Here is a 23,508-nt window from a genome sequence, read left to right as displayed (position 1 = left end):
CATGTCACTGCGAATCACCCTCATCACCGCCGGCCGCATCCTGCGCCAACTGCTCAACGACCGGCGCACCGTCGTCATGATCCTGGCCGTCCCCGCCCTGATCATCTCCCTCATCAGCGCCATCATGGACGCCGCCCCGGCGGTCTTCGACCAGGTCGGCCTGATCCTGCTGGCGGCGTTCCCGTTCATGCTCATGTTCATGATCACCTCGATCACGCTGCTGCGCGAACGCACCGGCGGGACGCTGGAGCGGCTCATGACCACGCCGACGGCCAAGATGGACCTCGTCGGCGGCTACGCGCTCGCCTTCGGCGTCTGCGCCTCGCTCCAGACCGCGATCGCGGCCACCGTCGCGTACCTGTGGCTCGACCTCGACACGGTCGGCTCGGCCTGGACGGTCGGGCTCATCGCCATCGTCACCTCGCTGTTCGGCATGGCCCTGGGCCTGTTCGTCTCCGCGTTCGCCAGCACCGAGTTCCAAGCGATCCAGTTCATGCCGGTGCTCATCGTCCCGCAACTGTTCCTGTGCGGGCTGATCTGGCCGCGCGAGCAGATGGCCGGCTGGCTGCAGGGCGTCTCCGACGCGCTGCCGCTGACCTACGCGGTCAAGGCGCTCCAGGAAGTGCAGGTCTCCAGCGATCTCACCGCCGCCATGTGGGGCGACCTCGGCATCGTCGCCGGTGCGGTCGTCGTCGCAACCGTCCTCGGCGCCGCCACGTTGCGGCGGCGCACCGGCTAGGGTTCGCCTGTGGCGCGAATGAAACGCAGTGGACGGCGGTCGGGCAAACCGGATACCAAGGAGGAGATCCTGACCGCCGCCCGCAGGCTGTTCGCCGAGCACGGATTCGAGTCGGTCAGCGTGCGGCGGATCGCCGCGGACGCCGGGGTCGACCCCGCGCTGATCCACCACTACTTCGGCACCAAGGACGACCTGTTCCTGGCGGCGATCGAGCTGCCGATCGACCCCGGGCCCGAGATCGCCGCCGCGCTCCGGGCCGGCGGCCTCGAAGGCGCCGGCGGGCGGCTGATGCACACCTTCGTCTCCATCTGGGACGGTCCCCACCACGACAAGCTCGTGGCCGTGGCCAGGACCGCCGTGTCCAAACCGGCGATGTCGTTGATGTTCCGGAAGCTCTTCGAGCGCCGCATCGTCAAGACCATCAGCGAAGTCATCGGCGATGAAGTCGACCACGTCCACGTCCGCGCCAACTTCATCGGCTCGCAGATCTTCGGCATCATCATGACCCGCTACATCCTCAAGCTCGAGCCGATGGCCTCGCTGGACGCCGAGGAACTGGCCGAGACGATCGGACCGACCATCGACCGGTACCTGACCATGCCGGTCGAGCACATCGCCGCACGGCACTGACCCGGTCGGGTCACCTGCCGGGCGCCCGCCTCCTGACGGGCCGGTTCCAGCCGATCGACCGGTGGCGGCCCCGGGCCGAATCCGGCATTGTGGTCGGTGTTCCCGCTCCCGAGACGCGGCGGCCCGACGGCGGCCGTCCACTCGTCTCCGGAGCCGTCCCGAAGAGAAAGCCTCCCATGACGAACAGCCCTGATCACTCCCCTACCCCGAAGGCGGACGAAGAGCGCCCCGACGACGGCGAACCGGAGGCGGCCGCCGTCCCGGAGCAGCCTCCCGAGCAGGTGGCGACCCACCCGTTCACCGGTGCGGTCCACGTCGGCCCACCCCCTCCGACCTGGGACCTGACCGATCGGCGCTGGGGCGAACCCGACTCCGGGGCGCCGCCGGTCGTGGTCCTGCTGACCGTGGTGGTCGCGCTGTTCGCCGGCTGGGCCGCCCTCCACTCCGAGGGCGTCGGGATCGGCCTGGCCGCCACGGGCATCGCCACCGTCGCGCTGCCGCTCGCCGCGGCCGGCCGCGAACGATTGGCGGCGCGGCTGCCCGGAGCGGTCCTGATCGGCGCCCTGTGGTCGGTCGCCGCGATCCGCGACGCCGGCTGGATCGTGAGCCTCTGCGCGGTCACCGCGCTGCTGCTGACGCCGCTGGCCCTGGCACCGCAGCGACGCTTCACCGGCACGCTCGCCGCCGTGCTCGGCCACCTCGAAGGGCTCCCCGGAGCGTTCCGGTGGGCGAACCGGGGCCGCCGCAAGGACAAGCGCCGCGACATGGGCCGCAAGGCCTGGGTCGTGGTGATCACCATCGGCCTGCTGGCCGTGTTCGGCGGGCTGTTCGCGGCCGCCGACCGGAACTTCGCGGGCCTGATGTTCTCGCTCGCGCCCGACGCCGACCCGGCCGCGTTCATCCTGCGTCTGATGCTGGCCGCCGCCCTGTTCCCGCTGGTGCTGCTGTGGGTCTACACCGCGGTGGTCAGGCCGGACTACGACCCGGAGGAGCCGCCGCGGCCCCGGACGGTGTCGCGGTTCGAGATCGGGCTGCCGCTCGGGGCGTTGAACCTGCTGTTCGCGGTGTTCATCGCCATGCAGATCCGCACCTACTTCGGCGGCACGGAATACGTCATGGAGACGGCCGGGCTGACCTTCGCCGAGTACGCCCGGCGCGGGTTCTGGCAGTTGGGCGTCGTCGCGGTCCTGACGCTGGTGGTCATCGCCGTCGCCGCCGCGCTGGCCCCGCGCCGGGAGCGCGGGGACCGGTGGGCCGTGCGGCTCCTGCTGGGGGCGCTGTGCGCGATGTCGCTGGTGGTGGTCGCCTCGGCGACCTACCGGATGAGCGTCTACTTCGAGACGTTCGGACTGACGCGCCTGCGGCTGTGGGTGTTCACCGTCGAGCTCTGGTTGGCGGTCCTGTTCGTGCTGGTGCTGGTCTGCTGCTGGAAGCTGCGGGCCGGCTGGCTGCCGCGCGGGATCCTCGCCTCCGGGGCGCTGGTCCTGCTGGGCCTGGCCGCGATCAATCCCGATGCGTTCATCGCCCGCTACAACGTCGACCGGTTCGAGCAGACCGGGAAGCTCGATCTGGGCTACCTCCAGGACCTCTCGGCCGACGCGGTTCCGGAGCTCATGGCGCTGCCGGACGAGGAACTGGCGTGCGTGATGCAGGGGCGGGATCGCCGGGAGCGCCCGCTGTCGGCCTGGAACCGCGGGTACGCGCTCGCCTCCGAGCGCGAGGAGGATTTCGCCGGCGCCTCCGGCGGCTACTGCCCGGCGCACGTCGGCCCCGGCTACGAGGAGGACCGCGGCTCGTCCTCGGAGTCGGACGAGGCCGGTGAGGACGCGCCGGTCGATTACGGCTTCTTCCACGGGGACACGTGCGAACGGCTCGACACGGCCTCGGCCGACGAGATGTTCGGGACCTCGGCCGGGGGCGACTACGGCGTGGAGCCCGACACCGCGCATCAGAGCGGCACCGAGCTCTCCGGCGGGCAGTCGCCGGACGGCCGCCTGGAGTGCGGCTATTTCGGGACCGGCGACGGCTACGTGATCGTCGAACTACGGGAATGGCCCGGTGCCGAGCGCGCCGCGGACGAACTGGACGGGCGGTGGGGCCACTATTCGGGCAGTGACTACGAGGTGGCCGACCTCGGCAGCGAGACGATGGACGGGTTCACCGCCGTGTTCGAGGGCCGGTCGTACCGGGAGTACGCCTACGCGTTCGCCATCGACGAGCTCACCTTGGAGGCGAGCATCATCGGCGGTCGGACCGACGCCGAGGCGCGGGCGGTGTGCGAAGACCTCACCGACCAGATGTTCGAGCTGTACGACGAGCTTGCCTGAGTCGATGCCCGACGTCACATCGAAGGCGCGACCAGGCGGGACACCGCGGATGAGCACCGGCGAACTGGACGGTCCTTCATGATCGATTTGTGGAACGCGTTGGGCCGTAATAGGTTCTGAAGATGTTGCAAGTTATCGGCGCGGGCCTGCCCCGCACGGGAACCATGACCATCAAGGCGGCCTTGGAGACCCTCCTCGGCGAGCCCTGCCACCACATGGCCGAGGTCTTCGGCCGCAAGGACATCGACGTACCGGCCTTCTCCGCCGCCGTCCACGGCGACTTCCCGGACTGGGACGAGCTGTTCGCCGGCTACGCCGCCGCCGTCGACTGGCCCGCCTCGGCGTTCTACCCCGAGCTGGCCGAGCGGTACCCCGACGCCGTCGTGGTCCTGTCGGTGCGCGACAGCTTCGAGACCTGGTGGACCAGCACCTCCAACACCGTCCTCCAGCACTTCGGCGGCCAGAGCGGCGCCTACCCGGGCGAGGACGCCTGGGAGGCGATGGTGCGCGGCGTCTGGAGCCGGGCGTTCGACGGGGCGCCACTGGACGATGTGCAGGCGATCGAGGCCGCCTACCACCGGTACCACGAGCGGGTCCGCGAAACGGTCCCGGCCGAGCGGCTGGTCGAGTTCCGGACCGGTGCGGGCTGGGAGCCGCTCTGCTCCGCGCTCGGTCTGCCGGTCCCGGACGAGCCGTTCCCGCACCTGAACTCGACGGCCGACTTCCACGCCCAGGTCGAGGACATCAAGGAGGGCCGATAGGTCAACCGTGGAGGCGGCCGGCGGCCTCGCGGGCGGCCTCCATCGCGGCGCGCGCGTAGCCGGGGCTCGCCGCCGCCATGCCGCAGGTGGTCGTCACGCTCACCTGGCGGGGCAGCCGCTCGGGCTCGAATCCGAGCCGGTGCCACAGCTCGAGGATGAGGTCGGTCGCGCGGTCGGCGAGGCCGGGTTCGGCCGTGCCGGTCGAGGGGACGGCTCCGGCGATGAGCCGCCCGCCGCCGTCGAGGTGCTCGCCGAGCTCGTCGACCGCGGACGCGTCGTCGAAGTCGACCCGGGTCAGGTCGAGCGAGACCGCCTGCGCGCCGGCCTCCCGCAGCAACCGCAGCGGCACCCCCGGGTCGCAGCAGTGGACGACGGCGGGCACGCCGACGGCGTCGACGACCTCGCGGAGCCGGTCGCGGGCCGACTCGGGCCGGAGGCGGCGGTAGAAGTCGAGACCCGATTCGTTGCGGACCCGCCCGGCCAGGGCCGCCGGGAGCGCGGGCTCGTCGAGTTGGATCGACAAGCGGGCCTCCGGGAGCCGGTTCTGGGCGGCGGCGAGGTGTCCGCGCAGTCCCTCGGCCAGGGACGCGGCCACGTCGGCGACCGCGCCGTGGTCGGCGATCATGGCCCCGCCGGCGCGCCGCCACAGGTTGGCGGCGAGGGTCACCGGGCCGACGGCGGTCAGGCGCACCGGCCCGTCGGTGGCGTCGGCGACCTCGTAGAGGGCGTCCAGGTCCCGTTCCAGGTAGTCGGCGGCGCGGCGGGCGTCGCGGCCGGGCAGGTCGGTGACCTGCCAGGTCGAGGCCCACCATTGGACCGGCAGGCCCTCGAGCAGGGCGGCGCCGCGGCCGATCATGTCGGCGCCGAGGCCGCGGGAGGGCAGCTCCGGCAGGTGGGGCCACTCGGGAAGCTCGCCGAAGACGATGCGGACCGCCTCGCCGATGTCGGTGCCGGGCAGGGAGCCGACGCCGGTGGCGACGCCGGACGGCAGGCCGTCGTCAGACACCGGCGGCCTCGACCGATTCGTCCGCGGCAGCGGGGCTCCGGGTGGCGTCGATCGTGCCCGAGGCCAGGACGGCGTCGCCCGCTTCGGCATCGGGGTCGTAGACGACCAGGGCCTGTCCGGCGGCGACGCCGTAGGCCGGCCGGTGGAGCCGGGCGGCCAGGCCTTGCTCGTCGGCGGTGACGGTGGCCGGGTAGACCTCGCCGTGCGCGCGCAACTGCACCTCGGCCTCGAACGGGCCGGTGCGCTCGGGAGCGAGCCAGACGGGCTCGCCGGTGCGGATGTGCTCGACCTGCAGCGCCTCGCGCGGCCCGACCTCGACGCGGTTGTCGACCGGCGTGATCGACAGGACGTAGCGGGGCTTGCCGTTCTCGGCGGGCCGCTGGAGGCCGAGGCCGTGGCGCTGGCCGACGGTGAACTGGTGGGCGCCGTCGTGGTCGCCGAGGACCTCGCCGGTCGCGGCGTCGACGATCTCGCCGGTCTCCGAGCCCAGCCGCCGCTTCAGGAAGCCGGAGGTGTCGCCGTCGGCGATGAAGCAGATGTCGTGGCTGTCGGGCTTGCGGGCCACGGCCAGACCGCGCTCCTGGGCTTCGAGGCGCACGCGGTCCTTGGGCGTGTCGCCGAGCGGGAACATCGAGTGCGCCAACTGGGCGGGGGTGAGGACGGCGAGGACGTAGGACTGGTCCTTGCCGGGGTCGACCGCGCGGCGCAGCAGGCCGTCGGAGTCCTTGCGGGCGTAGTGGCCGGTGGCGACCGCGTCGAAGCCGAGGGCCATGGCCCGGTCGAGGACGGCGGCGAACTTGATCTTCTCGTTGCAGCGCAGGCACGGGTTGGGGGTGCGGCCGGCGGCGTACTCGGAGTAGAAGTCCTCCACGACCTCCTCGTGGAATCGCTCGGCCATGTCCCAGACGTAGAACGGGATGCCGATGACGTCGGCGGCCCGGCGGGCGTCGCGGGAGTCCTCGATGGTGCAGCAGCCGCGGGCCCCGGACCGGTAGGTCTGGGGATTCTTGGACAGGGCGAGGTGGACGCCGGTGACGTCGTGTCCGGCTTCGGCGGCTCGCGCGGCGGCCACCGCGGAGTCGACCCCGCCGCTCATGGCGGCCAGTACTCGCAGTTTCACGCCCTCCACCTTAACTATGAGAGTCCGGCGCTTCGAGCGCGCTCGACCGCCTCGGGCAGGGCGGCGGCGAGGGCCTCGACGTCGTCCTCGCCGCTGGACCAGCCGAGGGTGAACCGCAGGGAGGAGCGGGCGTCCTGTTCTCCGGCGCCCATCGCGAGCAGCACGTGGGAGGGCTGGGCGATCCCGGCCGAGCAGGCCGATCCTGTGGCGCATTCGACACCGGCGGCGTCCAGGAGCATCAGCAGGGCGTCGCCTTCGCAGCCGGGGAAGGAGAAGTGGGCGTTGCCGGGCAGGCGATGCTCGGGGTCGCCGTTGTAGACCGCCTCGGGCTCTATCGCCAGGACCCGGTCGACCAGGAGCTCGCGGAGGTCGGTCAGGCGCCGGGCCTCGGAGTCCCGGGTGCGCACGGCGAGGTCCACGGCCTCGGCGAGCGCGGCGATGCCGGGCACGTCGAGCGTGCCGGAGCGGATCTCGCGTTCCTGGCCGCCGCCGTGGAGCAGCGGGGTGCATTTGGTGTCGCGCTTGAGCAGGAGGGCGCCGACGCCTGCGGGGCCGCCGAGCTTGTGTCCCGAGAGGGCGAGCGCGTCCGCGCCGCCCGCGGCGAAGTCGACCGGGGTGTGGCCGATGGCCTGGACGGCGTCGGTGTGGACGGGGATGCCGTGCGGGGCGGCCAGGGCGACGATCTCCTCGACCGGTTGGAGGGTGCCGACCTCGTTGTTGGCCCACATGGCGGTGATGACGGTGACCTCGGAGGCGTGGTCGGCGAGCAACTCGTCCAGGGCCTCGACGCAGACGCGGCCGAACTTGTCGGCCGGGAGTTGGGTGATCTCGGCCTGTTCGTGGTCGCCGAGCCAGGCGACGGCGTCGGCGACGGCGTGGTGTTCGATCGAGGTGGTGACGATGCGGTTGCGGCCGGCGCCGCGGCGGGCCCAGTGGAGGCCCTTGACGGCGAGGTTGTCGGCCTCGGTTCCCGAGCCGGTGAAGACGACCTCGCTGGGTTTGGCGCCGAGCGCCTCGCCGATCCGTTCGCGGGACTCCTCGACGATGCGGCGGGCGGCGCGGCCGGAGGCGTGCAGGGACGAGGCGTTGCCCAGTTCGCGGGCGGTCCGCACGTAGGCGTCCAGTGCTTGGGGAAGCATGGGCGTGGTGGCGGCGTGATCGAGATAGGCCATGGCTTCTCCAGTCTACGGCGCGGATCGGTGTCGGCCACCGGGCCGAGACCGCAGGTGACATCGACCTGGATCCCACACGATAGAATCTGACAAATCTTCGTGACCTCTACCGTTGACGGAGAGATGCCACCCCGCGGCTAGGTCCTCAACCAGGCTGGGTCCTCAACAAGGAAGTGTGCCGATGACGCCCGAACTCGCCGAAGCACTTCAGGCAGGGCCGTTCCACACTGCCCTGCGGATCGCCATCCACTCCAGCGACCTGGGACTGGACCGGATCCGCCACCGACTCGCGATGCGCGGCATCACCGTCTCCACCACCAGCCTCAGCTACTGGCAGTCAGGCCGCAGCCGACCCGAGCGGGCCGAGTCCCTCGCCGCCGTGACGGCGCTGGAGGACCTGCTGGAGCTGCCGCCGGGCTCCCTGCGGGCGCTGCTGGGCCCCAAGCGCGCCCGGGGGCCGCGGTCGATCCGCGGGCGGCTCCCCCGGCCCGATTCGGTGCTCGGCGGCGACGCGGTCCGGGAGCTGTGCGACCAGGTTCCGGCCTCGCGGGAGCACACGCTCGACATCCTCAGCGAGCAGGTGGTCGTCCACGTCGACTCCCAGTGGCAGGAGTCGCTGATGGAGCTGTCGATGCTGGTGCGGGCCCGCCGGGACGAGGTCGACCGATACATCCTGCTGTACCGGGGCGACCCGGGTTGCGAGATCGGCGACATGGAGTTCAAGCCGGTGCGCGACTGCACCGTCTCGGAGGTGCTCCGGCACCCCGAGGCGCCGGTGGCGCTGGCGCAGATCGTGTTCGACCAGCCGCTGCCCCGGGGGGCGACGCACCTGTTCGAGATCGTCGTCCAGGGCAACGGCGGGGCCTCGGCCGGGCACGGCAACGCCTTCAGGTACCCGGTCGACCACTACTCGCTGCAGATCCGCTTCTCCCCCGACGCGGTCCCCAGGAGGGTCTACCGGTTCGCGCAGTCCTCGCTGACGCGCGACAAGCGCGAGACCGGCGACCTCCAGATGGGTCCGGGCCGGACGGTGGCGCTGGCCGAGCCGGTGCCCCGGCCGGGAGCGCTGGGAATCGGCTGGGAGCACTGACGAACGGGCGCGGCCGGGATTCCGACCGCGCCCCTGCTGCCCTGCGGGGCTACTGCTCGCGGCGGAAGCGGCCGACCGCCCACCAGGCGCCGGGCAGGAGCGCCGCGGCGGCGAGGAGTTTGACGAGGTCCCCGATCACGAACGGGACGACCCCCTGTTCGATCGTGGTGGCCGAGTCCATGCCCGTGGACCAGGCGAGGTAGGGCGCGCCGAACGCGTAGATCACCAGGTTGGCGACGACCATCAGGCCGACGGTGTTCAGGAACGTGCGGTCGGCGCCGCGCCCGGCGAGCCAGCCGACCAGTACCGAGGCGGCCAGGAATCCGATGATGTAGCCGAAGCTCGGGAATCCGACGCCGGAACCGCCGTCGGTGAACCACGGGACGCCGGCCATGCCGGCGACCAGGTAGAGCGCGAGCGTCAGCCCGGCGCGCAGCGGGCCGTAGGCGGCGCCCAGGAGCAGCACGGTGAAGGTCGTGAGCACGAACGGGACCGGGCTGATCTGCGGGATCGTGATCGCGACCTGCGCCGAGGCGCCCACTGCGGCGGAACCGCCGAGGACCAGTACGGCGTCGCGGGCGATCGCGACCGCGCGGGTGGAGCCGGGGATCAGATCGGCGAGGACGCGGGGCGCGGACAGCGCGGCGGATGGGGCGGCCATTGCGGATTCCTCCAACATCATCTGTAGGTTTTCTGCAATGAGAGGTTGCCTCGAAGCTTAGCGCACCCTTGTTTCAGCTCGATTGCGCAGCCGAGGTGAGCCAGCCGGGCTCACCTCGGCCGACCGCTCAGCCGCGCTTCTCGGCCTCCTCGAGCATCTGCGGCAGGACCTGGAAGAGGTCGCCGACGACGCCGAAGTCCGACATGCCGAAGATCGGGGCGTCGGCGTCCTTGTTCACCGCGACGATCACCCGCGAGGTCTGCATGCCGGCCCGGTGCTGGATGGCTCCGGAGATGCCCGCGGCCAGGTACAACTGCGGGCTGACGGTGGTGCCGGTCTGGCCGACCTGGAACTTGTGCGGGTAGTAGCCGGCGTCGGTGGCCGCGCGCGAAGCGCCCACGGCGCCGCCCAGCGCGTCGGCGACCCGCTCGATGAGCGCGAAGTCCTCGGACGAGCCCACCCCGCGGCCGCCGGAGACGACCACGTCGGCCTCGGCCAGGCCGGGCCGGTCGCCGGCCGGTTCGTCGACGCGTACGGCGATGCGGACGCGCTTGTCGGCCTCGGCGACGGTCACCTCGACCGCCTCGACGACCGGTTCGCTCGGGGCCGGCTCGGTGGCGACCGCACCGGGCTTGACCGTGGCGAGATTGAACCCCTTGGTGATCTTCGAGGTGGCGACGGTCGCCCCCGCGAAGATGTCCTGGGTGGCGGTGCCCTCGGCGTCGATCCCGCTGACGTCGGTCAGCAGGCCGTTGTCGAGCCCGATCGCGACGCGGGCGGCCAGCGCCTTGCCCTCGTCGCTGCCCGGCAGCAGGAACGCCGCCGGCCCGACCTTCCGGGCCAGGTCGATCAGGACGGTCGCCTTGGGATCGATGAAGTAGTCGTCGGCGCCGTCGGCGCTGACGCGGTACACCTTGGCGGCGCCGTACTCGGCGGCCGCGTCCGCGGCCCGGTCGTCGAAGGCGATCGCGGAGACGTCGCCGAGCGTGCGGGCGAGCGTGAGGACCTCGGCGGCGGGCTTGCCGATTCCGGGTACGTAGACGAGGATGTCTGCCATGGCGGTCTCCTAGATGAACTTCTCGGCGGCGAGGAATCCGGCGAGCGCGCGACCGCCCTCGCCTTCGTCGGTGACGATCTGCCCGGCGCTGCGCTCGGGGCGGTCGGTGGCGGTGAGCACCTCGGTGGTGGCGGCCTCGCCGCCGACTTCGGCGGCGTCGATGCCGAGGTCGCCGAGGGTGAGCGTCTCGACCGGTTTGCGCTTGGCGGCCATGATGCCCTTCAGCGACGGGTAGCGCGGCGTGTTGATGGTGTCCCAGACCGAGGCGATCGCCGGCAGCGGCGCGGTGAGCACGTCGTATCCGTTGTCGCGCTGGTGCTCGACTTTGACGCCCTCGCCGTCGGGTTCGATGCTGCGGGCACCGGTGAGGGCGGGGACGCCCAGGCGGCCGGCCAGCAGGTGGGGCATGACGCCCATGCCTGAGTCGGTGGACTCGGCGCCGGCGATCAGCAGGTCCCATTCGAGTCGCCCGAGTGCGGCGGCGAGGATCTTGGAGGTCGCCAGGGCGTCGGACCCGGCGACGGCCTCGTCGCAGACGTGGATCGCCTTGTCGGCGCCCATCGCGAGGGTCTTGCGGATCGTTTCGGTCGCCTGGTCGGGGCCGAGGGTGAGGATGGTGACCTCGCCGCCGTGGGCCTCCTTGAGCTGGAGGGCGGCTTCGACGGCGTATTCGTCGAGCTCCCCCATGACGTTGTTGGCGCCGCTGCGGTCGACCCGCAGCCCGGCGTCGAGTTGTCTGGCGAGCCCCGAGTCGGGCACCTGCTTTACCAGAACCACGATGTTCATCGACAACCTCCGAGGTCATTCTTGGTGACGCCGGTGAGCATAGATCGGCCGGGCGTCCTGCCGTGAATCATATCCTATTAAGTTACCAGTGAGTAATACGCCGAGCCGCTGTTGGCCCTTTTCGCCCCGACAGGGCATGATGGTGAGTATGGTCCGCGCGCTGATCTTTGTGTTCCTCGTCCATCTGGCGCTGCTGATCGCGGCGGTCGCCGACTGCCTCGGCGGCGAGCAGGCGCCACGGCGGCTGTCGCGCGTGTGGTGGGTGCTCATCATCGCCCTGCTGCCGATCGCCGGCGCGGTGCTGTGGTTCCTGGTGGGCCGCGCCAAGCCGGAAGGCGGCCAGGCCGGTCCTCCGGGGCGTCCGGGCGGCGGCGGTATGGGCGGCGGACCGAAGCGGCCGAAGGGTCCTACCGCTCCCGACGACGACCCCGACTTCCTGCGCGACCTCGACCGGCAGCTTCGCGACGACGAGCGCCGGGAGGACTGAGCCGAATCCGACGAACTCGGGCCGGGCGCTCGCCCGGCCCGCGCTGCATGCGGGGCCCTCAGGCGGACTGCTCTCGGCGGGGGCGCACGCGGCGGGGGGTCGCCTTCGTGCGCGGCACCAGGGTGGGGTTGACGTTGCGGCGCACCACGTCGTCGGTGATGCACACCTTGGCGACCTCGTCGGCGCGCGAGGGAATCTCGAACATCACCGGCTGCAGCACCTCTTCGAGGATCGCCCGCAGCGCGCGGGCGCCCGTGCCGCGCATCGTCGCGGCCTCCACGATCGGAAGCAGCGCGTCGTCCTCGAACTCGAGCTCCACCCCGTCGAGCTCCAGCAGCCGCTGATACTGCTTCACCAGGGCGTTCTTCGGTTCGGTGAGGATGCGCAGCAGCGCGGCCTGGTCCAGGTGGTTCACGGTGGTCAGGACCGGCAGGCGGCCCACCATCTCCGGAATCATCCCGTATTTGAGCAGGTCGTCGGGCATCACCTGCGAGATGATCGCGTCCTCGGCCTCCTCGCCGTCCGACCGGAGCGGGGCGGTGAAGCCGACGGTGCGCTTGCCGATGCGCTGCTCGATGATCTCCTCGATGCCGGCGAAGGCCCCGCCACAGACGAAGAGGATGTTCGTGGTGTCGATCTGGATGTGCTCCTGCTGGGGGTGCTTGCGCCCGCCCTGCGGCGGGACCGAGGCGACCGTGCCCTCGAGGATCTTCAGCAGCGCCTGCTGCACGCCCTCACCGGAGACGTCCCTGGTGATCGAGGGGTTGTCGGCCTTGCGCCCGGCCTTGTCGATCTCGTCGATGTAGATGATGCCGGTCTCGGCCCGCTTGACATCGAAGTCCGCGGCCTGGATGAGCTTGAGCAGGATGTTCTCGACGTCGTCGCCGACGTAGCCGGCCTCGGTCAGGGCCGTGGCGTCGGCGATCGCGAACGGCACTTCGAGCTTCCGGGCGAGGGTCTGGGCCAGGTGGGTCTTGCCCGAGCCGGTGGGGCCGACCAGGAGGATGTTCGACTTCTGGAGCTCGACGTGGTCCACGCCCGCCTTCTGGGACCCGAGCTCGTCGACCTGGACGCGCTTGTAGTGGTTGTAGACCGCGACCGCCAGCGAGCGCTTGGCGTCGTCCTGGCCGATCACCCATTGGTCGAGGAACTCGACGATCTCCTTGGGTTTGGGGAGGTCCTCCCAGGCGACGTCGGCCTCCTCGGCGAACTCCTCCTCGATGATCTCGTTGCACAGGTCGATGCACTCGTCGCAGATGTAGACGTTGTTCGGCCCGGCGATCAGCTTGCGGACCTGCCGCTGTGACTTGGAGCAGAATGAGCACTTCAAGATCTCACTGTCTCCCAGGCGTGGCGCCATCGCAGCTACTCCCTCCATGGCGAAGCTCGCGAGCCGTAAGCCGGTCCTGCTTGCGCTCGGTAGATTCAGGACGAACGGGTGTCTCAATCCAGTATTTCGCATTTGCGGCCTCCGCGCCAGTGGTGTTCCGGAACCGGGAGGCCGTGGCGGGCGGGCCATCCGCTGCCAGCGCCACCGTACCCTCCGGGGCCGACAAAGTGAAGACGATCGTCCAGAGACGAGTCCCCGTCGCCACGGGTGCCGGGGAGGCGAGGCGGGCCGACCGGTCGTCCGCGCCTCCCCGGCCCTGTGGAGTTGCGGGCCTAGGACTCCACCTCGGCGGGCAGCGCGTTCTTCTTGCGGTAGACCAGCACGTTGTCGACCATGCCGTACTCGACCGCCTCGTCGGCGGTGAATATCTTGTCGCGCTCGATGTCCTTGCGGACCCGGTCCAGCGCCTGGCCGGTGTGGCGGGCGAGGACCTTCTCCAACTGCTCGCGCATGCGCATGATCTCGCGGGCCTGGATCTCCATGTCCGAGGCCTGCCCGAAGGTCCCTTCGGTCGCCGGCTGGTGGATGATCACCCGGGAGTTCGGCAGCGCGGTGCGCTTGCCGGGGGTGCCGGCCGCGAGCAGCACGGCCGCGGCGGAGGCGGCCTGGCCCATGCACACGGTCTGGATGTCCGGGCGCACGTACTGCATCGTGTCGTAGATGGCCATCAGCGCCGTGAGCGAACCGCCCGGCGAGTTGATGTACATGACGATGTCGCGCTCGGGATCGTTGCCCTCGAGCACGATCAACTGGCTCATGATGTCGTTGGCCGAGGTGTCGTCGACCGGGGACCCCAGGAAGATGATCCGGTCCTCGAACATCTTGTTGTACGGGTTCATCTCCTTGACCCCGTACGAGGTCTTCTCGGTGAACGACGGGACGATGTAGCGGGCCTGCTGGTCGTGGGCCGGCCCGGAGCCTGCGTAGAATTCCATGTCTTTTCCCCTCGTTCCTGCTATGCCTCGGACGGGACGTCGGACACCCGCTGCACCACGTGGTCGACGAAGCCGTAGTCCTTCGCCTCCTCGGCGGTGAACCAGCGGTCGCGGTCGGAGTCGCTTTCGATCTCCTCGGTCGAGCGGCCGGTGTGGAAGGAGACCCGCTCTTGGAACATCTGCTTGGTGTAGAGCATCTGCTCGGCCAGGATCGCCACGTCCGAGGCCGTGCCGCCGATCCCGCCCGAGGGCTGGTGCATCAGGATGCGCGCGTGGGGAAGCGCGTAGCGCTTGCCCGAGGCGCCGGCGCACAGCAGGAGCTGGCCCATCGAGGCGGCCATGCCCATGGCGACGGTGGCGACGTCGTTCTTGATGAACTGCATGGTGTCGTAGATGGCCATGCCGTCGTAGACCGAGCCGCCGGGCGAGTTGATGTAGAGCTTGATGTCGCGGTCGGGGTCCTCGGCCTCGAGCAGGATGAGCTGCGCGCACAGCCGGTTGGCGATCTCGGAGTTCACCTCGGAGCCGAGAAAGATCACCCGCTCCTGGAGCAGGCGGTCGAACACCATGTCGTCCAGGCCGGGAGAGGTCCCTCCGTTACCGCGGCGAGCGGAGGGAAGGAATTGGTTCCTCTCCCGCTCCGAGGAGAATGGCTTCGAATGCTCCATGTCTTGCACCTTCATTCTGTCTCGGCGATATGCACTCAGCTTGCGTTACCTCCCAGACCTTAGCCCGTCGGGTCGGCGATCGGACGCGGCTGGGGACCGTGTTCGCTGCGAGCGGAGCCCTTCGCGGGGGCCCGGAGCCATGCTGTCGGGTTCCCCCGGGCGGGGCCCGCACACGCGGTGCGACACTGCGGCCGGGCCGGTTATGGCTCCCTTCACACCGCCCATCGGCGTTGGCAGATTGAGTTACCTCGCGGTAGCGTGAGGCTCGCGTCCATCGATACACCACAGAGGAGCGCGAGACCGCCGAGACCGCTCAGGACCCGAAGTAGGCGGCCCGGACCGCCTCGTCCTCGAGCGTCTGCGCTCCCGACCCCGCGGCCGTGATACGGCCCTTTTGCATCACGAACGCGGTGTCCGCCTGCTCCAGGACCCCGGCGTTCCGGTGGAGGTTGTGCGAGCGGATGCGGTCGATCGCGCCGTTGCCCGGCGCGGCTGCACGGGTTCCGCCCATGACCTGGTACATGAGGTAGGCGCCGACCATTCCGGCCGGGACGAGGGCCCACACGTACCAGGGCATGCGCGGCTCGACCGGCTCGAAGGCGGCCTGCTCGACCTCCTCGGCCGCTGCTTCGGCGTCGGGGTCGGACCCGACGCCGCTGTCTCCACCGCCCGAGCCGCCGGTGGAGCCGGAGTCGGTCTCGGGGGTCTCCTCGGGGCGGCGGGTCATCGTAGGCGAAGGTCCCGGCCAGGCGGCCGGCGGTGGACTCGTACTCGTCGACCGGGGTCTGCGGGTCGTCGCGCAGCGGCTGTTTCAGATTGACCTGCCAGAGGTCGACCGGAGTGGCGCCCTCGAGCACGGGGTGAACATGACCCCGTGATCCTCGAAATGGCCGACGGCCCATTCGGAGGCCGTTTCGGAGAGATCGAACGTCCATTCCAGAAGTGGGACCTCGAGGTCCTTGGCGTCCTCCGCTTCGGATATTTCCTCGGGCGTCGGCTCGGCTCTCCCCTTCGACGCAGTCCTCACCGGTGGGGGGTCGGACGTCCCAACATCTCCGCTTCTCCGGAGCTCCAGGCCTCGGTGATCGGACAGGCCTGGATGACTTCGCCTCCCGTTTCGCCTTGGGCCGAAGTGCCGGACGGCCACGCGATGATGGAGACCTCGAGTGCGCAGGCGGACAGCGCGGTCGCCATCCGGTGTCCCGAGAAGTGAAGACGGGGGTCATAAGGGGGCACTCCCGTGCGGTCATCTGCGACATTGAAGAAGATAGATGCTGACTATAGATGGTTGTGAATAGCATCGCTACCCGCCGGTAGTAAAAAGCCCGTCCCGGTTTCGCACCTTCGATTCCGGACGCGGGCAAAGCAAAGGACCCGCCGCGAATGCGACGGGCCCCTGGAGTGATCAGTGGGAGCGCGCTACTCCTCTTCGGCGGTCTCGGCCGCCTCGGCCTCCTTGCGGCCCGGGAACAGCGCGTCCTCGGACAGCTCGTTGCCGGCCTGGTCGACGATCGTGGCCTCCTTGACGATCTCCTCGAGCGCCACCTGCTGGCGGAGCTGCGCGGCGATCTGCTGCAGCCCGCCGTTCTCGCGGAGCTGGTCGACGAACTGCTGGAACTGGTCCTGCTCGACGCCCTGCTGCTGCGCCTGGCGGACCACCTCGGAGGTCATGAGCTCGCCGCTGACCTCGACCTCGCGCTCACGCGCGATGCGGCCCAGGACGATCGACTGGCGCAGGTTCGACTCGACGTCCCTGCGGAGGTCGGCGTTGAACTCGTCCTCGGTCTTCTCGATCGCGGCCAGGTAGTCGTCGAAGCTGCCCGAGATCTGCGAGACCTGCTCCTCGAGGTGGCTGCGGGTGTGCTGGATCTCGTCCTCGACGGTCTTCTCCGGCAGCGGCAGTTCGATCGCCTCGAGCAGGGCGTCGAGGGTCTTGGAGCGGGCCTCGGAGGCCTGCCCGGAGACGGCCTGCTGCTCCAGGCGCTCACGGGTCGCGTTCCGCAGCTCCTCCATGGTGTCGTGCGGGCTCGACATCTCGGCGAACTCGTCGTCGAGCTCGGGCAGCTCGCGCTCCTTGACCTGGTCGACGCGGATGTCCACGTCGGCGGTCTGCCCGGCCTGCTCGCCGGCCAGGTTCGACTGGATGGTCTTCTCGTCGCCGGCGCTCATGCCGACCAGCGCCTCGTCGAGGCCGTCGAGCAACTGGCCCGAACCGACCTCGTGGCTCATGCCGGTGACCGAGCCGCCCTCGACCTCCTCGCCGTCCTGGGTGGCCTTGAGGTCGACCACGACGAAGTCGCCGTCGGCGGCCGCCCGGTCGACGTTCTTCAGCGAGGAGAACCGGAGCCGCTGCTCATCGAGGTCGGCGTCGATGTCCTCCTCGGAGACCTCGTCGGCCTCGACGGTGACCTTGAGCTCGGCGAAGTTCGGCATCTCGAACGCGGGGGTCACGTCGGCCTCGACGGTGAACTCGAAAGGCTCGCCCTCTTCAATGGGCTTGACGTCGGTCAGGTCGGGACGGCCGAGGACGTTGACCTCGTTCTCTGAGACGGCCTTGTTCAGGTTCGACTGCACGGCCGGGTCCATGGCCTGGGCATAGACCGTCTCGCGGCCCACGCGCTGGTCGATGACCTGGCGCGGGGCCTTGCCCGGGCGGAACCCGGGGACGCGGATCTGCTGCCCGACCGTCTTGTACGCCTCGTTGATGAACGGCGCCAGCTCCTCGAACGGCACCTCGACCGAAAGCCGTACCCTGGTCGGGCTCAGGGTCTCGACAGTGCTCTTCACAGGCGTACTCCTATAGCTTTCACTAAACGTTGCTGTTTGCGTCGATGCGGCGGCTCAGAGCGCGCGGGAAACGCAGAATCCACCCCCGCTCCGCCCGAGTCTAGGTCGTCGCGAGGCGCCGACCACGCCGGGTGTGGCCCATCTCGCCGCGGATCCGAGCATGCCGCACGATCGAAGTGGGACCGCGGGCGGGCTCGCGATCCCTTACACTACGCCGAGAAACCGCTATCTGAGAGCGAGTACGCCGATGTCCGACGCCATCCTCGTGTTCACCAAGACGACCGGATTCCGGCACGATTCGATCCCGGCGGGCGTGGAGGCGCTCAAGGGCATCGCCGCCGAGCTGGGCATGCACGCCGAGCACACCGAGGACGCCGCGGTCTACACCCCCGAGCGGCTAGCGGACTTCGCTGCGGTCGTGTGGCTGTCGGCCTCGGGGGACGTCCTCGACGAGCTGGGGCGCGCGGCGCTGGCCGACTACGTGACCGGAGGCGGGGGCTGGTGCGGCATCCACGGCGCCTCGACCGCCGAACGCTCGTGGCCGTACTTCCGCGAGCTGGTCGGGGCCCGGTTCATCGGCCATCCGCCGGGCTGCACCGCCGGACGCGTCGAGGTCGTCGACCGCGGCCACCGGTCGACCGCCCATCTGCCGGAGACGTGGACCTGGACCGACGAGTGGTACAGCTTCGACGAGCGACCGGAGCACGTCAAGGTCCTGCTCGAAGCGGACGAGGACTCCTACGACACCGCCGGTCTGGCGATGGGACGCCCGCATCCGCTCGCCTGGCACCGCCGTCTGGAGGCCGGCCGCTGCTTCTACACCGCGCTGGGCCACGACTCGAGCGCCTACGCCGACACGGATTTCCTGCGTCACATTACCGGTGGGCTGCAGAGCGTCCTGCCCGTGAAGTGAGCCGGGCGACGTTATGCTTTAAGGCCAATGCGATCCGATCTCAGATCGAGGTGGTTTCCGTGGCCGACGGCGTACGCGTCCTGGTGACCGACATCGGTTCGGTCCTGTTCAAGTTCGACCCCGAGCATCGCTTCGAACTCCTGGCGGCCCGAACCGGACTACAGCGGGGCGACCTCGAGCGGCTCCTGTTCGACTCCGGATTCGAAACCCGCTGCGAAGCCGGCGAGTTCGCCCCCGATCAGATCCGCGACCAGGTGGCCGAGATGACCGGCTTCGACGGCACCACCGAGGAACTCAGCGAGCTGTGGACCAGCGCGTTCACCCTCGATGAGGCGGTACTGACGTGCCTGACGGACACGAACCTCACCTTGGCGATCTTCTCCAACAACGGGCCGCTGTTCGCCGATTACTTCGACACCAGGTTTCCCGAGGTCGCCGGGTGGTTCCGACATCGCTTCTTCGCCTGCCGGCTGGGCGCCCGCAAGCCTGAGCAGGCCGCCTTCGAGGTCGTGGAGGATCGGCTCGGGGAGTCGGTCGGCGTCGAGCCGCGCCAGCTCCTGCTCATCGACGACAGCCGCAAGAACACCGCCGCCGCGGCCCAACGAGGCTGGCAGGTCCACACCTTCACTGACGCCTCGGCCCTCCCCCACCTGGTCGCCGCCACCAAGTGAGCCCGGCCGCCGCGAAGGCGCCGGGTCCCTTTGCGGGAGGTATTGCCACGCGCTAGAATCGCATCCGGTCCGCCGACTGGCGGCCCCGCGGGCGTAGCTTAATGGTAAAGCCTTGGTCTTCCAAACCAATGACGCGAGTTCGATTCTCGTCGCCCGCTCAACCCCACTAGCTGGGAAAACGCCCCCGGTTCCGATCACCAGATCGGAACCGGGGGCGTTTTCACAACCAAGGTAGTCACGCAGGTAGTCGGCGACCATGTGCCGCCGGTGGCGACCGGTGGCAGGATTTCGAGGCTGGTTCGAGGTGGAAACCAAACCGGTGTCTATGAGGACAGACAGGGGACTCCGCCGCAGCAACCAGCCATTCGGCGTCTCACCGGAGCCGACTCCGCACTTCCGTCGTTGGTTCGGAAACCAACGCCCCCGGAGCCCTACCTGGAGGGGGAGCGGGAAAGTGGACACGTTCCTATGCGGCTTCGGTGAACTCTAGCTGGGATTGGGCCTCGAACTCGACGGGTGTGAGGTAGCCCAATCCCTGGTGGATGCGGTCGCGGTTGTACTCGATCTCGATGTACTCGAACAGGGCGGCGCGGACCTCGGCGGGGTCGGTCCAGCGTCTTGGGTGGATCAGCTCCTTCTTGATGGTGGCGTTCAGCGCCTCGGCCCGGGCATTGCCGAAACAGGACCCGGTGCGACCGACCGAGGGGATGATCCCGGCGGCGAAGCACCTGTCGCGGAAGGCGTTCGAGGTGAACTGCGAGCCGCGGTCGGTATGTATGGCAAGCTGGCCGATCTCGGGACGCAGGTCGGCGATGGCGACATCGAGAGCGGCGGTGACCATCTCGGTTCTCATGTGATCGGCCACCTCCCAGCCGACAATCCGTCGAGCAGGCGTCGGCGAACACGACCAGGTACACGAACCCTTCGGAGTCGGTCGGGATGTAGGTGATGTCGGAGTACAGCACCCGGCCGGGCGATGCGAGGACGAAGGCGCGGTCGATCAGGTCGACCAGCCCGGTCCGAGCGGTGCCGCCGATCGTGGTCTTCGCTCGCGGCTTCGGGTGCACGCACTCGATCCTGACCGCCCTGGCCAGGCGGCGCAGCCGCCGGATCGAGTGGCCTCGGCCCTCGCGGCGCAGCATCTGATCGAGCCGGCGCAGCCCGTACCGGCGCTTGTAGCGCTCATGCAGCGCTTCCAGGCGATCGACCAAACGCCGGTCAGCCCGTTCGCGGTTCGAGGGCGGGCGGCCCTTCCAGGCGTAATAGCCCGATGGTGAAACGCCCAGCGCCGTGCAGGCGGCGCGGATCGAGATCCGATCCGCCCGTGGTTTGCCCTGATTCTCCTGCTCGCGGCGTGCGATGAGTGTGAACCTCACAGGCTTCGGTCGGCAAACCACCTGGTGGCTTTTCCCAGCACTTCGAGCTCCTGGGCCTGGCGGCGCACGGTCTTGCGGAGCTGTTCGAGCTCGGCCCGCTCACCGGATGTCAGTTCTTCCCCCGTGATCACCGACTGATTCTTCCTCGCCTTCTGCACCCGGTTGTGCAGGCTGTACGGGGAGATACCCAGGTCACGGACAATGTGAGAGACAGGCTTCCCAGAGGTTTCGACCAGTTTCAGGGCATCCTGCTTGAACTGGTCGGTATAGGTCCTCGGCGTTTCGCCATGGTCTGATTCTTCCTCTCCTATCGGGAGAGTGTCCACCAGACCGAACCCCCTTCACAGTCAACTACATCGGCAACCTCCCTGTTCATGGCGCACCTAAAAATCAAGTTGGGGAACCGCCTCGCCAGTTGCCTGTTGGACTCGACAGGCGCCCGTTCTCCGGGAGGAGACGAGAAGCGACTGTCGAGCTCAATCCCAGATCAGCAACCCCAGGCGGTCACTTCCTCGACCGAGGTCGAACTGTTTGGCCCGTATATGGAGGCGCTGAGGTACGCACGGGTGCACTTGCCGTATCCGGGAACGGCGTCCGTGTAGAACTCTTGGTATCGCCCCAACGGCACCGTGCCTTGGAGGGTCTCGTTCTGGACATAGACCGCCAGCTCCCCCCTGAGCCAATAGCCGGCGTCGAGAGCCCACTGCCAAACCCACAGGTAGCCCCAGTTCTGACCGCATGAGGGGGAATAGAATTGCTTGAGGGAGGCTACCGGAGTCGACTGATCTCCGTAGATGTATACGGTGCCCTTGACTTGATAAGCGTCGCTGCACATGGGGCTGGCCTGTGCGGGTGAGGCCGTGGAAAGCGAAAGACCCAGGACTAGAGCCATCGCGGCTGCCAGGGCTGTGAGGCTGCGGACTGCGGTTGACATGAAACTCCAATCGTTTGTGGGGGAACGATTCTGATTCTACGAATCGCGACACGCCCGGGTCTGTCCGAGATTGCCTCACAATGGGGTGATTTAAGCCACGGGTCGCATCTGGCGTGCCGCGTCGATCGCTGTCGGGTATGCGCTGCGATGATGCTGCTCGCGGTCGGCATCAGCGCGGACAACGTATTCGCTGAGAGCTTTCACGCCTCGCTCAAGCAAGCTGCTCGGGTCCGCACGCAGTCGTTCGCCCTTGCGCAGGTACGCGAGGGTAAGCAGGGCTTGGGTGCCGGGATCGGGGACCCGCCATCGGGAGCCGATCGTCTTGCGGTGGACGCGGATGAGCCGGGCGACTCGGTTGAGGGTCGAGGTGGACAGGGGTAGCGCGGCCGGGTAGAAGAGCAACCGGAGCTCCTGGTGGTCGTTCAGGCAGAAGTAGGATTCGCCGTTCTACCAGGAGCCTCCTTATGCTCTCGGCCCACTCGACCATCGAATCCGTTGAGTTCCAACCAATCACGACCAGGATGCAACAGGTTCAGTCTGCATGCTAACGAAAACCCCCGACTCTGGCGAACATCATCCCAGTTCAACAAGGGTCGGCCCCGCCTACGCGCGGGGTTACCGATCCTTGGCGTGAAAGCCCCGTCCTTCTGGGCGGGGATGAAACGTCCCACCACTATGCGGGGCGTTGCTGCTGCTCGATGTACTGGCGGATGATCGACAGGGGCGCACCGCCGCAGGAGGCAGCGAAGTACGACGGGGACCAGAAGTGCCCGTGCATGATCGAGCGGTTGACGCGGCCGGTGAACTCATAGCGGAGTCTGCGCGCCGAGACGCCCTTGAGCGAGTTGACCAGCCGCGAGATCGACACCTTCGGCGGGTAGTGGACCAGCAGGTGCACATGGTCGCGTTCGCCGTTGAACTCCTTGAGCTCGGCCTCGAAGTCTTCGCAGACCTTGCGCATGACGCGCTCGCAGTAGTCGAGCATGGCGTCGTCGAAGACGCCGCGCCGGTACTTGGTCACGAATACCAAGTGCACGTGCATAGCCGAAACCACGTGCCTGCCACGGCGGTATCCGTCATCATTAGCCATGAGGCCAATAGTAGGATATGACTCATGCAGTTGCGCTACAACTATCGGGCCTACCCGGACGGGGGTCAGCGCCGTGCGCTGGCTCAGGCGTTCGGATGCGCTCGCGTGGTGTGGAATGACTGCCTGCGCGCCCGAAAGGAAGCACACAAGGCCGGGGAGGCGTACGTGCCCTCGGCGGTGTTGTCGAAGACCTACATCACCGCCGCGAAGCAGACGCCCGAGCGGGCGTGGCTGGGCGAGGTGTCGGCGGTGGTGCTTCAGCAGTCCCTGCGGGACCTGGACGCGGCCTACAAGGCGTTCTTCGACTCCGTCAAGGGCAAGCGCAAGGGCCCGAAGGCTGGCCCGCCCCGGTACAAGTCCCGCAAGGACGCCCGCCAGTCGATCCGGCTCAACACCAACGCCTTCGCCATCCGCCAGGGCGGCCGCGTCTACCTGGCCAAGATCGGCGAGGTGAAAGTCGCCTGGTCCCGCGAGCTCCCGGCCGCGCCCTCCAGCGTGACCGTGATCAAGGACGCGGCCGGGCGGTACTTCCTGTCGTTCGTGGTCCAGACCGGCCCCGAGCCGCCGCCCGATACCGACCAGCAGGCCGGTGAACCGATCGGTATCGACCTGGGCCTGACCGCGTTCGCGGTCACCAGCTCGGGCAAGCGGATCGACAACCCGCGGTTCCTGCGCCGCGCCGAACGCCGACTCAAACGCCTCCAGCGGGCGCTCTCCCGCAAGCAGCAAGGCTCGAAGAATCGGGCCAAGGCCCGCGCGGCGCTGGCCCGGCAGCACGCCAAGGTCGCCGATACCCGGCGCGACTGGCACCACCAGGTCTCGACGCAGCTCATCCGCGACAGCCAAGCGGTGTACGTCGAAGACCTCGCGGTGCGCGGTCTGGCCCGGACCCGGCTGGCCAAGAGCGT

24 protein-coding genes, 1 tRNA gene and 1 pseudogene are annotated in these 23,508 nt (G+C 69.1%); 10 read left to right on the top strand and 16 right to left on the bottom strand.

Translation table 11 applies throughout. The annotated features are described in order from the left end of the window. Window position 1: 1 nt before the first annotated feature. From CUT39_RS03390 to CUT39_RS03375, 4 genes are all read left to right on the top strand, one after another. Window positions 2-739, top strand: coding sequence for an ABC transporter permease (locus CUT39_RS03390; protein WP_100444562.1), 738 nt, complete (start codon window positions 2-4; stop codon window positions 737-739). 18 nt (window positions 740-757) lie between these two features. Beyond that, complete coding sequence (locus CUT39_RS03385) at window positions 758-1,369, top strand: TetR/AcrR family transcriptional regulator (protein ID WP_100444561.1); 612 nt, start codon at window positions 758-760, stop codon at window positions 1,367-1,369. A gap of 176 nt (window positions 1,370-1,545) precedes the next feature. Beyond that, complete coding sequence (locus CUT39_RS03380; protein WP_100444560.1) at window positions 1,546-3,696, top strand: DUF4153 domain-containing protein; 2,151 nt, start codon at window positions 1,546-1,548, stop codon at window positions 3,694-3,696. Window positions 3,697-3,818: 122 nt separating this feature from the next. Then, window positions 3,819-4,457 carry a sulfotransferase family protein gene (locus tag CUT39_RS03375; RefSeq protein ID WP_100444559.1) on the top strand — a complete coding sequence of 213 codons (639 nt, stop codon included), beginning with the start codon at window positions 3,819-3,821 and terminating at the stop codon, window positions 4,455-4,457. Between the two features lies 1 nt (window position 4,458). Here the strand turns inward: CUT39_RS03375 and CUT39_RS03370 are convergent, their stop codons facing one another. From CUT39_RS03370 to CUT39_RS03360, 3 genes are read right to left on the bottom strand one after another with little or no spacing between them, the layout of a single operon-like run. Continuing rightward, on the bottom strand, window positions 4,459-5,463 hold the full coding sequence (locus tag CUT39_RS03370; RefSeq protein WP_100444558.1) for a uroporphyrinogen decarboxylase/cobalamine-independent methonine synthase family protein: 1,005 nt from the start codon (window positions 5,461-5,463) through the stop codon (window positions 4,459-4,461). Continuing rightward, a complete protein-coding gene (gene mnmA, locus CUT39_RS03365; protein WP_408611096.1) occupies window positions 5,456-6,577 on the bottom strand; it encodes a tRNA 2-thiouridine(34) synthase MnmA in 1,122 nt (373 codons plus the stop codon). The genes CUT39_RS03370 and mnmA overlap by 8 nt, the downstream gene beginning before the upstream one ends. Window positions 6,578-6,597: 20 nt before the next feature. Beyond that, entirely contained in the window at window positions 6,598-7,755 is a 1,158-nt protein-coding gene (locus tag CUT39_RS03360; RefSeq protein WP_100444557.1) for a cysteine desulfurase family protein, read from the bottom strand. 181 nt (window positions 7,756-7,936) lie between these two features. Between CUT39_RS03360 and CUT39_RS03355 the strand changes: the two genes are divergently transcribed. Then, entirely contained in the window at window positions 7,937-8,845 is a 909-nt protein-coding gene (locus CUT39_RS03355; protein WP_100444556.1) for a hypothetical protein, read from the top strand. Between the two features lie 49 nt (window positions 8,846-8,894). Here the strand turns inward: CUT39_RS03355 and CUT39_RS03350 are convergent, their stop codons facing one another. From CUT39_RS03350 to CUT39_RS03340, 3 genes are all read right to left on the bottom strand, one after another. Further along, on the bottom strand, window positions 8,895-9,506 hold the full coding sequence (locus tag CUT39_RS03350; protein WP_100444555.1) for a biotin transporter BioY: 612 nt from the start codon (window positions 9,504-9,506) through the stop codon (window positions 8,895-8,897). Window positions 9,507-9,633: 127 nt separating this feature from the next. Next, window positions 9,634-10,563 carry an electron transfer flavoprotein subunit alpha/FixB family protein gene (locus CUT39_RS03345; protein ID WP_100444554.1) on the bottom strand — a complete coding sequence of 310 codons (930 nt, stop codon included), beginning with the start codon at window positions 10,561-10,563 and terminating at the stop codon, window positions 9,634-9,636. Window positions 10,564-10,572: 9 nt separating this feature from the next. Then, window positions 10,573-11,349: an electron transfer flavoprotein subunit beta/FixA family protein gene (locus CUT39_RS03340; protein ID WP_100444553.1), complete on the bottom strand. Its 777-nt coding sequence runs from the start codon at window positions 11,347-11,349 to the stop codon at window positions 10,573-10,575. A 148-nt stretch (window positions 11,350-11,497) separates the two neighbouring features. Between CUT39_RS03340 and CUT39_RS03335 the strand changes: the two genes are divergently transcribed. Continuing rightward, the gene (locus CUT39_RS03335; RefSeq protein ID WP_157930455.1) at window positions 11,498-11,836 is read left to right on the top strand and encodes a PLD nuclease N-terminal domain-containing protein; all 339 of its coding nucleotides are present in this window, start codon (window positions 11,498-11,500) and stop codon (window positions 11,834-11,836) included. Between the two features lie 58 nt (window positions 11,837-11,894). Here the strand turns inward: CUT39_RS03335 and clpX are convergent, their stop codons facing one another. The 5 genes from clpX to tig form a co-directional block, all read right to left on the bottom strand. Then, a complete protein-coding gene (gene clpX, locus CUT39_RS03330; protein ID WP_100444551.1) occupies window positions 11,895-13,196 on the bottom strand; it encodes an ATP-dependent Clp protease ATP-binding subunit ClpX in 1,302 nt (433 codons plus the stop codon). Between the two features lie 302 nt (window positions 13,197-13,498). Then, entirely contained in the window at window positions 13,499-14,161 is a 663-nt protein-coding gene (locus CUT39_RS03325) for an ATP-dependent Clp protease proteolytic subunit (RefSeq protein WP_100444550.1), read from the bottom strand. 20 nt (window positions 14,162-14,181) lie between these two features. Beyond that, window positions 14,182-14,829 carry a ClpP family protease gene (locus CUT39_RS03320; RefSeq protein ID WP_100444549.1) on the bottom strand — a complete coding sequence of 216 codons (648 nt, stop codon included), beginning with the start codon at window positions 14,827-14,829 and terminating at the stop codon, window positions 14,182-14,184. A 313-nt stretch (window positions 14,830-15,142) separates the two neighbouring features. Then, window positions 15,143-15,556, bottom strand: a complete 414-nt coding sequence (locus CUT39_RS03315; protein ID WP_100444548.1) for a hypothetical protein — start codon at window positions 15,554-15,556, stop codon at window positions 15,143-15,145. A 692-nt stretch (window positions 15,557-16,248) separates the two neighbouring features. After that, window positions 16,249-17,616, bottom strand: coding sequence for a trigger factor (gene tig, locus CUT39_RS03305; RefSeq protein ID WP_100444546.1), 1,368 nt, complete (start codon window positions 17,614-17,616; stop codon window positions 16,249-16,251). 247 nt (window positions 17,617-17,863) lie between these two features. Here tig and CUT39_RS03300 point away from each other — a divergent pair, with 247 nt between their 5' ends. From CUT39_RS03300 to CUT39_RS03290, 3 genes are all read left to right on the top strand, one after another. After that, window positions 17,864-18,529 (top strand): ThuA domain-containing protein, encoded by a 666-nt coding sequence (locus CUT39_RS03300; RefSeq protein WP_100444545.1) that lies wholly within the window; start codon window positions 17,864-17,866, stop codon window positions 18,527-18,529. 59 nt (window positions 18,530-18,588) lie between these two features. Further along, a complete protein-coding gene (locus CUT39_RS03295) occupies window positions 18,589-19,200 on the top strand; it encodes an HAD-IA family hydrolase (RefSeq protein WP_100444544.1) in 612 nt (203 codons plus the stop codon). A gap of 87 nt (window positions 19,201-19,287) precedes the next feature. Continuing rightward, window positions 19,288-19,358, top strand: a tRNA-Gly gene (locus CUT39_RS03290). Between the two features lie 308 nt (window positions 19,359-19,666). Here CUT39_RS03290 and CUT39_RS03285 read toward each other — a convergent pair. From CUT39_RS03285 to tnpA, 5 genes and pseudogenes are all read right to left on the bottom strand, one after another. Beyond that, a complete protein-coding gene (locus tag CUT39_RS03285) occupies window positions 19,667-20,080 on the bottom strand; it encodes a DDE-type integrase/transposase/recombinase (protein WP_269799138.1) in 414 nt (137 codons plus the stop codon). A gap of 492 nt (window positions 20,081-20,572) precedes the next feature. After that, the gene (locus tag CUT39_RS03275; protein WP_157930453.1) at window positions 20,573-20,902 is read right to left on the bottom strand and encodes a transposase; all 330 of its coding nucleotides are present in this window, start codon (window positions 20,900-20,902) and stop codon (window positions 20,573-20,575) included. Between the two features lie 161 nt (window positions 20,903-21,063). Continuing rightward, window positions 21,064-21,510 carry a hypothetical protein gene (locus tag CUT39_RS03270; protein ID WP_100444540.1) on the bottom strand — a complete coding sequence of 149 codons (447 nt, stop codon included), beginning with the start codon at window positions 21,508-21,510 and terminating at the stop codon, window positions 21,064-21,066. Window positions 21,511-21,753: 243 nt separating this feature from the next. After that, window positions 21,754-21,912 (bottom strand): annotated as a pseudogene (locus CUT39_RS20990) (IS5/IS1182 family transposase); the annotation flags it as partial. Between the two features lie 271 nt (window positions 21,913-22,183). Next, window positions 22,184-22,600, bottom strand: a complete 417-nt coding sequence (gene tnpA / locus CUT39_RS03260) for an IS200/IS605 family transposase (RefSeq protein WP_100444538.1) — start codon at window positions 22,598-22,600, stop codon at window positions 22,184-22,186. Window positions 22,601-22,624: 24 nt separating this feature from the next. Between tnpA and CUT39_RS03255 the strand changes: the two genes are divergently transcribed. After that, a partial coding sequence (locus CUT39_RS03255) for an RNA-guided endonuclease InsQ/TnpB family protein (RefSeq protein WP_100444645.1) occupies window positions 22,625-23,508 on the top strand: 884 nt, incomplete at its 3' end.

The organism is Glycomyces xiaoerkulensis (genome assembly GCF_002798405.1).
Lineage (GTDB): Bacteria > Actinomycetota > Actinomycetes > Mycobacteriales > Micromonosporaceae > Glycomyces > Glycomyces xiaoerkulensis.
This window is presented reverse-complemented; position numbering and strand designations above follow the sequence as displayed.

Coding starts and splice junctions, on each gene's coding strand:
- tnpA (WP_100444538.1), bottom strand. CDS start 22,600: ATGGCTAATGATGACGGATACCGCCGTGGCAGGCACGTGGTTTCGGCT.
- CUT39_RS03315 (WP_100444548.1), bottom strand. CDS start 15,556: ATGACCCGCCGCCCCGAGGAGACCCCCGAGACCGACTCCGGCTCCACC.
- CUT39_RS03355 (WP_100444556.1), top strand. CDS start 7,937: ATGACGCCCGAACTCGCCGAAGCACTTCAGGCAGGGCCGTTCCACACT.
- CUT39_RS03320 (WP_100444549.1), bottom strand. CDS start 14,829: ATGGAGCATTCGAAGCCATTCTCCTCGGAGCGGGAGAGGAACCAATTC.
- CUT39_RS03345 (WP_100444554.1), bottom strand. CDS start 10,563: ATGGCAGACATCCTCGTCTACGTACCCGGAATCGGCAAGCCCGCCGCC.
- CUT39_RS03325 (WP_100444550.1), bottom strand. CDS start 14,161: ATGGAATTCTACGCAGGCTCCGGGCCGGCCCACGACCAGCAGGCCCGC.
- CUT39_RS03390 (WP_100444562.1), top strand. CDS start 2: ATGTCACTGCGAATCACCCTCATCACCGCCGGCCGCATCCTGCGCCAA.
- CUT39_RS03360 (WP_100444557.1), bottom strand. CDS start 7,755: ATGGCCTATCTCGATCACGCCGCCACCACGCCCATGCTTCCCCAAGCA.
- CUT39_RS03335 (WP_157930455.1), top strand. CDS start 11,498: ATGGTCCGCGCGCTGATCTTTGTGTTCCTCGTCCATCTGGCGCTGCTG.
- CUT39_RS03350 (WP_100444555.1), bottom strand. CDS start 9,506: ATGGCCGCCCCATCCGCCGCGCTGTCCGCGCCCCGCGTCCTCGCCGAT.
- CUT39_RS03300 (WP_100444545.1), top strand. CDS start 17,864: ATGTCCGACGCCATCCTCGTGTTCACCAAGACGACCGGATTCCGGCAC.
- clpX (WP_100444551.1), bottom strand. CDS start 13,196: ATGGCGCCACGCCTGGGAGACAGTGAGATCTTGAAGTGCTCATTCTGC.
- CUT39_RS03340 (WP_100444553.1), bottom strand. CDS start 11,349: ATGAACATCGTGGTTCTGGTAAAGCAGGTGCCCGACTCGGGGCTCGCC.
- CUT39_RS03375 (WP_100444559.1), top strand. CDS start 3,819: ATGTTGCAAGTTATCGGCGCGGGCCTGCCCCGCACGGGAACCATGACC.
- CUT39_RS03380 (WP_100444560.1), top strand. CDS start 1,546: ATGACGAACAGCCCTGATCACTCCCCTACCCCGAAGGCGGACGAAGAG.
- CUT39_RS03270 (WP_100444540.1), bottom strand. CDS start 21,510: ATGTCAACCGCAGTCCGCAGCCTCACAGCCCTGGCAGCCGCGATGGCT.
- CUT39_RS03385 (WP_100444561.1), top strand. CDS start 758: ATGAAACGCAGTGGACGGCGGTCGGGCAAACCGGATACCAAGGAGGAG.